The sequence below is a fragment of the Vibrio sp. Vb1980 genome (assembly GCF_033338615.1).
GTDB classification, from domain to species: Bacteria; Pseudomonadota; Gammaproteobacteria; order Enterobacterales; family Vibrionaceae; genus Vibrio; species Vibrio alginolyticus.
In genome coordinates this window covers 104129-116332 of the sequence record NZ_JAWOSZ010000011.1, presented here as the reverse complement: position 1 = coordinate 116332, position 12204 = coordinate 104129, and the positions used below count along the sequence as shown (strand labels likewise).

The window sequence follows — 12204 nt, the reverse complement described above, 5'->3', positions numbered from 1 at the left end:
CTTTTATGGACTTTGAACTTAATGAAGATCAACGTGCATTTGCCGATACCGCTCAGCAATTTGCCGATGAGTGTTTAGCACCGATGGCGGCGGAGTGGGATGAAAAGCAGATCTTCCCCAAAGACGTATTGAGAGAGGCGGGGGAACTGGGGTTTCTCAGTCTCTACACTCCAGAAGCGCAAGGTGGCCTAGGGCTGAGTCGCTTGGATGCTTCAATTATCTTTGAACAACTCTCAATGGGCTGTACGTCGACGACCGCTTTCATGACTATCCACAATATGGTGAGTTGGATGATAGCCAGTTTTGCTACCGATGAAGCCAAAACGCAGTTCTGTCCGAAATTAGTTACGGGGGAGTGGTTAGGCTCCTATTGCTTAACCGAACCCAACGCAGGATCAGACGCCGCTGCACTGACCACTTCCGCTACAAAAAAGGGAGATAAGTATGTCATCAACGGCGGCAAAACCTTTATCTCTGGCGCGGGAGAGACAGATGTTTTGGTCGTGATGGCGAGAACCGGAGAAGCGGGTGCCAAAGGCGTGTCTGCATTTGTTGTTCCTGCTCACGCAGATGGTATCAGCTATGGGCGCAAAGAACCCAAAATGGGCTGGAACAGCCAACCAACACGAGCGGTTACTTTTGAAAATGTCGTTATTCCAGCTAGCCATTTACTGGGCGAAGAAGGGCAAGGTTTTGTCTTTGCGATGAAAGGGCTTGATGGAGGGCGTATAAATATTGCGACCTGTTCCGTCGGTACGGCTCAACAGGCCCTTGAACAGGCGACACAGTATATTCAGGAGCGTAAGCAGTTCGGCAAACCGCTTGCGCAGTTTCAAGCCTTACAATTCAAATTAGCAGACATGGCGACAGAGCTCGTGGCTGCACGGCAGTTAGTGCGCTATGCCGCCAGCAAGCTCGACCGAAATGACCCCGATGCGACGGCTTATTGCGCTATGGCAAAACGGTTCGCGACTGATGTGGGCTTTCAGGTTTGCGACCACGCGCTACAGCTTTATGGCGGCTATGGTTACATCAAAGAGTATCCAATGGAGCGTCATTTCAGAGATGTGCGTGTGCATCAAATTCTGGAGGGGACAAACGAAATCATGCGCTTGATCATCGCGCGCCGTTTACTCTCAGAGGAGTCGGCCTTGCTGTAGCGAAGTATTGGATTTGCTCATTGAGAAAGGATTCAGATATGCCATTAACCCAAGAAGCCATTCAACATACGATCACTAATCACGTTGCGGTGGTGACGATGAACAACCCGCCAGCCAATACGTGGACAGCAGAGAGTCTCAAGGCACTGAAATCGCTGATACTCACACTTAACGATGATAAGCAGGTCTATTCATTGGTTTTAACCGGCAGTGGAGAAAAGTTTTTCTCTGCTGGTGCAGATCTCAAGCTATTTTCTGACGGTGACAAAGCGGTTGCGTTAGACATGGCGCGATGCTTTGGTGAAGCCTTTGAAATGCTCTCGGAATTCCGTGGTGTTTCCATTGCCGCTATTAATGGTTACGCCATGGGTGGAGGTTTAGAAGTGGCATTAGCTTGTGATATTCGAGTCGTTGAAGAGCAAGCGGTACTTGCTTTACCTGAAGCCAAAGTCGGACTTTTGCCCTGCGCTGGCGGTACCCAAAACCTCACAGCGTTAGTAGGGGAAGGCTGGGCAAAGCGTATCATTTTATGTGGAGAGCAAGTCAGCGCTGACAAAGCAAAAGAACTTGGCCTAGTTGAGGAGTTGGTTCCCAAAGGCGAAGCTTTAAGTAAAGCGATGGAGCTTGCTGAATCTGTTGCGAACCAGTCGCCATCTTCTGTCGCCGCATGTAAGGCGCTCATTCAAAATATGCGCTCTGCGCCACTTCAACACGGCTTAATGAAAGAGCGAGAGTTGTTTCTGAATCTTTTTGATACGGAAGATCAAGTTGAGGGTGTTTGCGCCTTTTTAGAAAAACGCCCACCGCAATGGAAAAACCGATAGGAGGCCACATGGCAGGGATGGTAACCATCAGTGAAATAGAGTGCTTAGATGGCGTGCACCGCATTGGTATCGCAACGTTAGACAACACCGCTTCATTGAATGCATTGACGTATGACATGTTAGTCCAACTTAACGATCAGCTTGTCAAGTGGCAAGACGATCCGCATGTGACTTGTGTGGTACTCACTGGCGCTGGAGAAAAAGCATTCTGTGCTGGTGGTGATGTTCGAGCTATGTATCACGTCATGCATAACGAGAGTAAAGAAAAAATCGTAGAGTTCTGTACGAACTATTTCTCGTTGGAGTATGAGTGTGACTATCTCATCCACACTTACAACAAACCCATTATCGGTTGGGGAGAAGGTATTGTCATGGGCGGTGGGATGGGGCTTTTTATGGGAACCAGCCATAAAGTTGTGACAACAACATCACGCCTTGCTATGCCAGAAATCAATATTGGACTGTATCCTGATGTGGGAGGTACGTGGTTTTTAAGCCAGATAGATCCGCAAGTGGGTTTATTCCTCGGGTTGACAGGTTCAATGGTAAATTCAAGTGACGCTGTCACTATTGGTTTGGCCGATTGGTCACTGTTGGAAGAGCAGTATCCCACCTTACTGGATGAGCTAAAGCGGCTCCAGTGGGGCAAAGAAGATGCGAAAGAGTTGGTAACTGCACTACTACAGTTAATGGAAGAACAAGTTATTGATAGCAAACCAACCACGCAAATTTGTCCATACTTAGATCAGATAGAGGAAGCGTGCAAAGGCTTTGATCTTAATGCGATAGCACAGCGAATCATGGCTATCGAAGGGAATAGCCAGTGGATAGAAAACGCGAAACAAACGTTCGCATCGGGTAGTGCGATCACCGCGCATATTTGCTTTAGACAAGTGAAAGAGTACCACAGCTTACCGCTTGCAGATTGTTTCCGTTTAGAGTTGAGTTTGTCGGTTCGCAGTGCCTTATTAGGTGAGTTTAAAGAGGGCGTCCGTTCTCGGCTTATTGACCGGGATGGCGAACCTAACTGGATGTTTAACAGTGTCAGTGAAGTCGATGAAGATGTCATCGATACCTTGTTTACCTCACTTTGGCCGGATGACGAACATCCGCTTGCTGATTTGGGTGAACAAACACTAGGTCAATAAGGAGAATGATCATGAGTACCATCGCATTTATCGGTTTAGGAAGAATGGGGCATCCGATGGCGCAAAACTTATTAGCGTCTGGATTTAACGTGCAAGTATTTGATGTCGATAGCGAAGCGGCAAAGCAACTTGCACCTTTTGGTGCGGTGGTGGCGAGCTCTATCGAGGAAGTCGTGGATGGTGCAAGCACGGTCATCACGATGCTACCAGCAGGATCTCACGTTCGTTCCGTGTATCTTGGCGACTTACACGGCGGCGTAGGTGTCCTCAATCTTGTCTCGCCAAGTACCTTGATGATTGATTGTTCAACCATTGATCCGGACTCTGCGCGATTAGTCGCCAATGAAGCGGCAAATAAACGTGTGTTGTTTGTCGACGCGCCCGTTTCGGGAGGCGTTGCTGGCGCGAAAGCGGCGACATTAACCTTTATTGTTGGTGGTTCGGATCAAGCGTTTTCTAAAGCCAATGCGATTTTGCAGTATATGGGAAAAAATGTTTTCCATGCTGGCAAAGCAGGCGATGGTCAAATGGCGAAAATCTGTAACAACCTTATGCTCGGCATTTTAATGTCTGGTACGTGCGAGGCATTAAACCTAGGTATCGATCATGGACTCGATCCAAAAGTGCTATCAAACATCATGCTGCAAAGCTCTGGCCGAAATTGGGCATTGGAGCTTTACAATCCTTGCCCAGGCGTGATGGACAGTGCGCCAGCCAGTCACGATTACCAACCGGGCTTTATGAGCAAACTCATGCTAAAAGATCTCGGCTTGGGGTTAGATGCGGCGTTACAAACACATTCTTCGGTTCCGATGGGGTCGTTAGCGCGCAACTTATATTCTTTCCACAACGCGAGCGGCCACGGCGAGCTCGATTTCTCAAGCTTATTTGAGTTATACAAGAGTAAGAAAGGCTAGACTGAGTTTTGTGACAAACCAGCCCGAGATGGTGACCTAAAACGCGCATCATTTCGGCCAACTTAGACTGGTTGAGATAGAGAACATTACGAGCTATGGAGTGCACCAATATGGACATAAAAAGTAGTGTTATTGCCATTACAGGAGCAGGGCAGGGGCTTGGGCAAATGATGGCCATTACCCTTGCTCAAGCTGGCGCTGATTTAGCGTTGTTGGATGTAAACGCCAGTGGCTTAATGGAAACACAAGAGCAGTGTCGAATGCTGAGTGCGAAAGCGTTGACATATCAAGTGGATGTCACCAACGAAATCGACGTTGAAACCACGTTTGAAGCGATTATCCAAGATTTTGGTCAACTCAATGGGTTAGTCAATAACGCTGGCGTGTTAAGAGATGGGTTACTTGTAAAAGCAAAAGATGGCGTGATCAGTAAGATGTCTTTGGATCAATTCAACTTGGTCATGAACGTTAACGTGACAGGAACGTTTTTGTGTGGGCGTGAAGCTGCCGTCAAGATGATTGAGAGTGGCTCCCAAGGCGTTATCATCAATATTTCTAGTGTTGCGAGAGCAGGGAATATCGGACAAACCAATTATTCTGCATCTAAAGCGGCGGTCGCGACCATGGCGACAACATGGGCCCGTGAGCTCGCAAGATACGGTATTCGTGCGGCGGCGGTTGCACCAGGTGTAGTACACACCGCGATGGCAGAGCAAATGAAACCCGAAGCCATAGAGCGATTAGAAAAGATGATCCCAGTTGGCAGGATGGGCGAAACAAGCGAAATCGCGCATGCAGTAAAATACATTATTGAGAGTGATTACTTTACTGGCAGGGTTTTAGAAGTGGATGGCGGTATTCGTATGTAAGTGACCACTGAAATAAGGCTCTGATGGACCTGAATAATAAGTTTCTTTCCATTTCAACATTTTCTATGTTGTGGAGTGCTCATTCTGCGCAGCCCAAATGTATTTACAACTTATGTTTGGATTTACCTTGAGAATGATTTCTCACAATCCAATAAAGAGATGCAAATACCACTCAAATATTAAGTGAAATCATTAATTTGATTCTGATCACACTTTTGGTTTTTTAGTTTCCGCTTCTCATTAAGGCTATCTGCGTAAATGAAGTTGATAGTCAGTCTCATCAATTTTTAGTTTCAACTGTTTGTTTTTAAATAATTAGTTGTTGAAGCACGAGAAATTCGTGTTGAGGTTAATATTCTATTTAAAGTGTGTAACTTCCATTAATGGAAGGTTAGTTTCCAGTTGTGGCTAATGAGCTTTAACTTTTTACTCCTCATAATGCGCCAAATGTAACATAGTGTTTCAAAGTGTAACAATAAACTCACACTAAGAGTGTGGTTTTGATCTCCACTCAATTCCGTTTTGTTTCGCTCTGAGCCCGACGTTACTCATGCTCAACACATAAACATTCTAATGACTATAACAACTGGTTCTTGGCTTGATACCAATCGTATCGTAGTAAATAACGGTTCATTCTAGCTGGTTAAATGCTTGATGACGAAGTTGAAAAATTGTAAGTAGAATAACTACTTATCGAAGTTTTTTCTTGTTCTCATACATTACCTCTGCGCTATTTGTGAGCTCTTATTTACTTTGATTGGCATCTGCTTTGAAACCAGACAACCATCGAGAAAGTTAATGGAAGCCTCAAGATATAAACGCATCTTGTCGAGGGGAAGTTTGGCGTCCGTCATACTTATGCTCTCAGGATGTAATTCAGCTTTACTTGACCCCAAAGGTGCCATTGGTGTGCAAGAAAAAGAGTTAATTATTACTGCTCTTTTGCTGATGTTGATCGTTGTAATCCCTGTGATTTTAATGACGATTTACTTCGCTTACCGATACCGCGCCTCTAACACTGAAGAAGAGTACGCACCCGAGTGGTCACACTCGACCAAAATCGAAGTGGTGGTATGGACAATTCCAATCATCATCATTGCGATTCTTGCGACGATCACATGGCGTTCGACTCATGAACTAGAGCCATCCAAACCTTTGGAAAGTGATGTTAAACCAATGACCATCGAAGTGGTGTCACTCGATTGGAAATGGTTGTTCATCTATCCAGAAGAAAACATTGCGACGGTGAACTATGTGGCGTTCCCGAAAGACGTGCCAGTGCAGTTCAAACTGACTTCGGACAACATCATGAACGCGTTTTTCATCCCTCGCTTAGGTACACAGATCTACGCGATGCCAGGCATGGTTACCAAGCTTAACCTGATAGCGAACCACGAAGGTGACTACAAGGGTTTTGCATCGAACTACAGCGGCGAAGGCTTTTCGCAAATGAAGTTCACAGCTTCAGCAATGTCTGATCGTGCTGCGTTCCTAAATTGGGTGCAGAAAGTGAAGGCGAGCCCTGATCGTATTGAAGATTGGGAGCAATACAGCTCACTGGCAGCGCCAAGTATCGCAGAGCCAGTCACTTTGTTCTCTAGCGTTCCTCCGTTCTTGTTCACCGACGTTGTGACTCAGCATCCTGGTTCAATGAACTGTTTGCCTGAAAACCAAGGATAATCGTAATGTTTGGAAGATTAACTCTTGATTCAGTTCCATTCCACGAACCTATTATCGTCATCACCTTAGCGGTTGTGGCGCTGGTTGGTTTAGCCGTAGTTTACGTGGTAACTAAAGCCGGAAAGTGGCAATATTTGTGGAATGAATGGTTTACTTCAGTAGACCATAAAAAACTTGGCTTCATGTACATCGCAGTAGCGATGGTGATGCTTGTTCGTGGTTTTGCTGACGCAGTCATGATGCGTAGTCAGCAACTCCTTTCTTCTGCGGGTGAAGCAGGTTACTTGCCACCGCATCACTACGATCAAATTTTTACTGCCCATGGCGTGATCATGATCTTTTTCGTAGCGATGCCATTGGTTATTGGTCTGATGAACATCATCGTGCCATTACAGATTGGTGCGCGTGACGTAGCTTTCCCGTATCTGAATAACTTGAGCTTCTGGCTGTTTGTTGTTGGTGTCATCCTAACAAACATGTCTCTCGGCTTAGGTGAATTTGGTCGTACAGGTTGGCTAGCGTATCCGCCGCTTTCAGGTATTGAGGCTAGCCCAGGAGTCGGGGTCGACTATTGGATTTGGGCGCTGCAGATATCAGGTGTTGGTACGACGTTAACAGGCGTGAACTTCTTCGCGACCATTTTGCGTATGCGTACACCGTCTATGCCAATGATGAAGATGCCAGTTTTCACTTGGGCGTCTCTGTGTGCAAACATTTTGATCATCATTTCATTCCCAATCCTAACGGTGACTATCGCTCTGCTATCGCTGGATAGATACCTAGGCATGCACTTCTTTACCAATGATCTTGGTGGCAACGTAATGATGTACGTCAACCTGATTTGGGCTTGGGGTCACCCAGAAGTGTACATCTTGATCTTGCCAATTTTTGGTGTGTTCTCAGAAGTCACCGCAACCTTTTCACGTAAAAAGTTGTTCGGTTACACATCGCTAGTTTGGGCTACCGTAGTGATCACGATTCTTGCGTTTGTCGTTTGGCTACACCACTTCTTTACGATGGGATCTGGCGCGAACGTAAATGCCTTCTTTGGTATTGCCACGATGATCATTTCTATCCCCACAGGGGTGAAGATCTTCAACTGGCTATTCACCATGTACAAAGGCCGCATCCGCTTTACGACGCCAATGATGTGGACGGTGGGTTTCCTGATCACCTTTACTGTTGGTGGTATGACGGGCGTACTAATGGCTGTTCCGGGCGCAGATTTCGTTCTGCATAACTCAGTATTCCTTATCGCTCACTTCCACAACGTTATCATCGGTGGTGTGGTGTTTGGATGTTTCGCTGCGATCACTTACTGGTTCCCGAAAGCGACCGGTTTCACCATGAATGAAACTTGGGGCAAACGTGCGTTCTATCTTTGGATTATTGGTTTCTTAATGGCGTTCCTGCCGCTTTACGCGCTGGGCTTTATGGGGATGACTCGTCGTTTAAGCCAAGATATCAACCCAGAATACTTCCCACTGTTGTCGATTGCCGCAGCAGGTACGGTTGTGATTGCGCTGGGCGTATTGTCTCAGTTCATCCAAATTTACGTGAGTATCCGTGACCGCGAGCAAAACCGTGATTTAACTGGTGACCCGTGGGGTGGTCGTACTCTTGAGTGGGCAACATCGTCTCCACCGCCGTTCTACAACTTTGCGCACCTACCAAAAGGTGATGTGCTAGATGCCTTCTGGTACCAGAAACAAAGTGGCGAGTTCGATCCAACTAAAGAAGTGGAATACGAACGTATTCATATGCCAAAAAACACGGCAACAGGCATCTACGTGTCGGCTTGGTCGCTCCTATTTGGCTTCGGCATGATTTGGTACATCTGGTGGCTAGCGGCGGCAAGTTTGGTCGGTATTATCGTGACGTGTATTCAGCATAGCTATAACGATGATGTGGATTACTACGTGGAAGTTGAAGAGATCAAAGCAATTGAGGCCGAACGTCGAGCTCAGCTTGAAGAAGCGAAGAAAAACTCAGTGAAAGACAGCGAAAGTAAAGATGATCTGGAGGTGACGTATGCAAACTAATATCGCAGCACATCACGACCATGATCACCACCATGACACGAATGGCAACAAGCTATTTGGCTTCTGGGTTTACCTGATGAGTGACTGTGTACTGTTTGCGACCTTGTTCGCGACGTACGCTGTGCTGTCGAGCAATTCAATTGCAGGCCCAACAGGTAAAGACATTTTCGAACTCCCATTCGTGTTTGTCGAAACCATGCTGCTGCTGTTTAGCAGTATCACATTTGGTTTTGGCATTATCGCGATGAAGCGCAACAACGTTGCTGGTCTCAAACGCTGGATGTTAGTCACGTTCGCGCTTGGTCTTGGCTTTATCTGTATGGAGGTCTATGAGTTCCATCACCTGATTGAAGAAGGCTATGGGCCACAAACAAGTGCATTCCTATCGGCATTCTTTACGTTGGTTGGTACGCACGGCCTGCACGTAACCTTTGGTCTGATTTGGTTAGCGGTAGCGTATCATCAACTGTCGACGAAAGGTCTGAACGACAATATGGCAATGCGCTTTAACTGCTTAAGCCTATTCTGGCACTTTCTAGATATCGTTTGGATTTGTGTCTTTACCATCGTTTACTTACTGGGGGTAATGTAATGGATCAACATGTAGAAACCAGTGCGTCAGATTACGTGAAAGGCTTTATTGCCTCACTGATTCTGACGGTAATTCCGTTCTACTTTGTTTGGACGAAATCATTACCAGATACAACGACCTATGCGATTCTATTTGGATGTGCATTAGTGCAGATATTTGTTCACTTTAAATACTTCTTGCACATGGAAACAAAAACATCCGACGGACGTTGGAACCTTGTATCACTGATGTTTACCGCCATTGTTGTACTTATCCTTATCGCTGGCTCGGTATGGATCATCTACAACATGAACGTCAACATGAAGTTGTAGGTCAAGGTATGCTGAAAAGTTATTTGTCTATCACTAAACCGGGCATTATTTTCGGCAACCTGATTTCTGTTGCGGCGGGGTTCTTCCTCGCCGCAAAAACAGAACCAGCCAGTCTAATGTTGTTCGTTACGACGTTAGTTGGTGTTGGGTTAGTCATCGCTTCAGGTTGTGTGGTGAATAATATTTTCGATCGTGATATCGACCAAAAGATGGCACGTACACGAAATCGTGAAACAGTGAAAGGCAACATCAATATCGATATTGCGTTTGTTTATGCACTTGCTTTATTGCTGGTAGGAACCGCACTGTTATTTATCCGAGTGAATCCACTATCCGCTGTCGTCGTGTTGCTTGGCTACGTGTATTACGTGTTCTTTTACACGATGTGGTACAAACGTAACTCGGTGTATGGAACCTTAGTGGGAAGTATCTCAGGCGCAGTTCCGCCATTGGTGGGTTACTTGGCGGTAACAAACTTCATTAGCTTGGAAGCGATTTTACTCTTTACCATGTTCTGTCTCTGGCAAATGCCGCACTCGTATGCCATTGCCATGTTCCGCATGCAAGACTACCGAGAAGCCGGGATTCCCGTATTGCCAGTTAAAGAAGGCATTCATAAAGCGCATCGACACATGAAAGCGTATGTCGTGGCTTTTGGGGCAGCATCATTGGGGTTATTTTTACTAGGTGAAGCCGGGTATGAATACTTAGCGGTTGCAGCGGTTGTTTGCTTTATGTGGACGAAAGTGACCTTTCGCAGCATTGATGAGAACAACTACATCGCTTGGTCAAAGTCGGTGTTTAAAGTCTCACTGCTAGTGGTGATGGGGATCAGTGGTGTGCTTGGTGTCGAGTTGATTCCTCTAGCTCTGTAACAACCAAACCTAAGCGTTTGCTAAGCGCCAATATCTTTTGCTGCTGAATGCATGAATGACCTTACCTAGAAGTAAGGTCATTTAACTTTCTATTGTCCTTTGTTTTCCCTGTTTTTCCTGTTCCTCCTCTAGCTTCACTATCACGTATTCATATCTAAAAGCAAAAACAACCAGTGTGTAAAACATAGTGGGTCGCGTGTTTCCGCTGACGCGTAATAATGCCAAGAGATAGCGACGATTAAGCCAAAAAGTATAAACAGCGCAATAACTCTATTTGCCATATGAGAATTCAATATCGATAGTTTGTAATGTAAACATTTGGGGTAGTGCTAGTTCCGATAGCAGCATACAAACTAACAATGTGAATGTTTGAGTTGAATCACCAGCTAGCGAAATACAAAAGCTTTACGACTGAAAGTGGGTGACGAAGCATCTTAACTCCAGTGAAATGAACACGATTAAGAATCATCCATTTACATAATCTAAAAACTCACTAAACCTTAACCCAGATTAAAGTTTTGTCGTCTCCGAGGCATTAAGGTGCGCCTGTAGTTTGCAGGTCTCAAGGATTCAGAGAAGGAACAGCCATACATCGTGTATCGCTGTTCCTTTTTCGTTCTTGTTTACTTGCGAAAAGATAAAACATAAAGACAACTTTAAGAGGACTGGTTTTGAGCATTTTGTTTTCCGAAGCCCGCATTGGCAACATGACCCTAAAGAACCGTTTTGTGCGAAGCGCAACGTGGGAGAACATGGCGACCGAAGATGGTCACATGACGGCAAAGCTTTACGATATTTACGAAACGCTTGCGAAAGGGGAAGTTGGGCTTATTGTCACGGGTTATGCCAATATCGTTGAAGAAGAGAAACCCAACGCAGGTATGATGGGGATCTACAACGACTCTTTTATTGAAGAATACAAAAAGCTAACAGAGCTAGTACATCAACTAGATTCTAAAATCGTGATGCAAATTGCTTACGGTGGCACCAAAACCACCCATAACGTCGGTGAGCGTGTCATCTTCGCTCCGAGTGACGTGCCTGAGCGTGGTACAAATACGCAAGGCAAAGCGATGACAAAGGACGAAATAGACTACATCGTAAAGGCATTCGCATTGGCGAGTAAACGTGCTCAAGACGCTGGTTTTGACGGCGTAGAGATTCATGCGGCGCACACTTATTTAATTAACCAGTTTTTAAGCCCGTACTATAATCGTCGAGAAGACGAATATGGCGGTGACTTAGAAAATCGCATGCGCTTTCTTTTAGAAATTTATTCTGAAACCAGAAAGCTGGTTGGAAGCGAATTTCCCATCCTCGTTAAACTGACGGCAACAGAGTTCTTTGACGGCGGTTTAACGTTCGATGAAACTCGCGTCGTCAGTAAGAAACTTGAAGAAGTAGGCGTTGATGCGATCATCGTATCTGGCAATATTCACGGCAAAGCAAACGAACTTATTGGTCAAACGTTCGATGGTTACACACTACAAGAAGAAGGTTACTTTCACGAATATGGTCACGTGATCAGTCAGGACGTTAGCATACCGGTGATTACTGTCGGCGGGCTGAGCGACATTGATGCGATTGAGAAAATTGCAGAAAACACAGGTATCCAATTTTTTGCTGTGTCACGCCCTTTATTGGCTGAGCCACAGTTGATCAAACGTTGGAAAGAAGGCAATCGCGCACCAGTAGATTGTGAACGTTGCTCAAAGTGTCGTACCAAGCGTGGTAACTTTTGCGTGGTGTATAAGAACCGAAATCGTCGCAAAAAATAGAACGAAGC

At 45.7% G+C, this 12204-nt stretch carries 11 protein-coding genes; all 11 read left to right on the top strand.

Features of this window, described 5'->3' with window-relative positions:
* Positions 1–5: 5 nt before the first annotated feature.
* The 11 genes from R7F64_RS16575 (at position 6) to R7F64_RS16525 (ending at position 12196) form a co-directional block, all read left to right on the top strand.
* The gene (locus tag R7F64_RS16575; RefSeq protein ID WP_213895892.1) at positions 6–1160 is read left to right on the top strand and encodes an acyl-CoA dehydrogenase family protein; all 1155 of its coding nucleotides are present in this window, start codon (positions 6–8) and stop codon (positions 1158–1160) included.
* Positions 1161–1198: 38 nt separating this feature from the next.
* Positions 1199–1984: an enoyl-CoA hydratase gene (locus R7F64_RS16570; RefSeq protein ID WP_086047320.1), complete on the top strand. Its 786-nt coding sequence runs from the start codon at positions 1199–1201 to the stop codon at positions 1982–1984.
* 8 nt (positions 1985–1992) lie between these two features.
* Positions 1993–3132 (top strand): enoyl-CoA hydratase/isomerase family protein, encoded by a 1140-nt coding sequence (locus tag R7F64_RS16565; protein ID WP_318071912.1) that lies wholly within the window; start codon positions 1993–1995, stop codon positions 3130–3132.
* A gap of 11 nt (positions 3133–3143) precedes the next feature.
* Positions 3144–4049 (top strand): 3-hydroxyisobutyrate dehydrogenase, encoded by a 906-nt coding sequence (gene mmsB, locus R7F64_RS16560; protein ID WP_053307783.1) that lies wholly within the window; start codon positions 3144–3146, stop codon positions 4047–4049.
* A 110-nt stretch (positions 4050–4159) separates the two neighbouring features.
* Positions 4160–4918 (top strand): SDR family oxidoreductase, encoded by a 759-nt coding sequence (locus R7F64_RS16555; RefSeq protein WP_005375778.1) that lies wholly within the window; start codon positions 4160–4162, stop codon positions 4916–4918.
* A 798-nt stretch (positions 4919–5716) separates the two neighbouring features.
* On the top strand, positions 5717–6598 hold the full coding sequence (cyoA, locus tag R7F64_RS16550) for a ubiquinol oxidase subunit II (RefSeq protein WP_005388604.1): 882 nt from the start codon (positions 5717–5719) through the stop codon (positions 6596–6598).
* Positions 6599–6603: 5 nt separating this feature from the next.
* Positions 6604–8640 (top strand): cytochrome o ubiquinol oxidase subunit I, encoded by a 2037-nt coding sequence (cyoB, locus tag R7F64_RS16545; RefSeq protein WP_318071910.1) that lies wholly within the window; start codon positions 6604–6606, stop codon positions 8638–8640.
* On the top strand, positions 8630–9232 hold the full coding sequence (cyoC, locus tag R7F64_RS16540; protein ID WP_005375782.1) for a cytochrome o ubiquinol oxidase subunit III: 603 nt from the start codon (positions 8630–8632) through the stop codon (positions 9230–9232). Before cyoB ends, cyoC begins: the two co-directional genes overlap by 11 nt.
* Positions 9232–9543, top strand: coding sequence for a cytochrome o ubiquinol oxidase subunit IV (cyoD, locus tag R7F64_RS16535; protein WP_012842490.1), 312 nt, complete (start codon positions 9232–9234; stop codon positions 9541–9543). The genes cyoC and cyoD overlap by 1 nt, the downstream gene beginning before the upstream one ends.
* Positions 9504–10418, top strand: a complete 915-nt coding sequence (gene cyoE, locus R7F64_RS16530; protein WP_047100930.1) for a heme o synthase — start codon at positions 9504–9506, stop codon at positions 10416–10418. The genes cyoD and cyoE overlap by 40 nt, the downstream gene beginning before the upstream one ends.
* 671 nt (positions 10419–11089) lie before the next feature.
* A complete protein-coding gene (locus tag R7F64_RS16525; protein WP_318071909.1) occupies positions 11090–12196 on the top strand; it encodes an NADH:flavin oxidoreductase in 1107 nt (368 codons plus the stop codon).
* The last annotated feature ends 8 nt before the right edge of the window (positions 12197–12204 follow it).

Bases quoted from the DNA above. Each gene is read 5' to 3' on its own strand.
- R7F64_RS16575 (WP_213895892.1), top strand. From the start codon at position 6: ATGGACTTTGAACTTAATGAAGATCAACGTGCATTTGCCGATACCGCT.
- R7F64_RS16570 (WP_086047320.1), top strand. From the start codon at position 1,199: ATGCCATTAACCCAAGAAGCCATTCAACATACGATCACTAATCACGTT.
- R7F64_RS16565 (WP_318071912.1), top strand. From the start codon at position 1,993: ATGGCAGGGATGGTAACCATCAGTGAAATAGAGTGCTTAGATGGCGTG.
- mmsB (WP_053307783.1), top strand. From the start codon at position 3,144: ATGAGTACCATCGCATTTATCGGTTTAGGAAGAATGGGGCATCCGATG.
- R7F64_RS16555 (WP_005375778.1), top strand. From the start codon at position 4,160: ATGGACATAAAAAGTAGTGTTATTGCCATTACAGGAGCAGGGCAGGGG.
- cyoA (WP_005388604.1), top strand. From the start codon at position 5,717: ATGGAAGCCTCAAGATATAAACGCATCTTGTCGAGGGGAAGTTTGGCG.
- cyoB (WP_318071910.1), top strand. From the start codon at position 6,604: ATGTTTGGAAGATTAACTCTTGATTCAGTTCCATTCCACGAACCTATT.
- cyoC (WP_005375782.1), top strand. From the start codon at position 8,630: ATGCAAACTAATATCGCAGCACATCACGACCATGATCACCACCATGAC.
- cyoD (WP_012842490.1), top strand. From the start codon at position 9,232: ATGGATCAACATGTAGAAACCAGTGCGTCAGATTACGTGAAAGGCTTT.
- cyoE (WP_047100930.1), top strand. From the start codon at position 9,504: ATGGATCATCTACAACATGAACGTCAACATGAAGTTGTAGGTCAAGGT.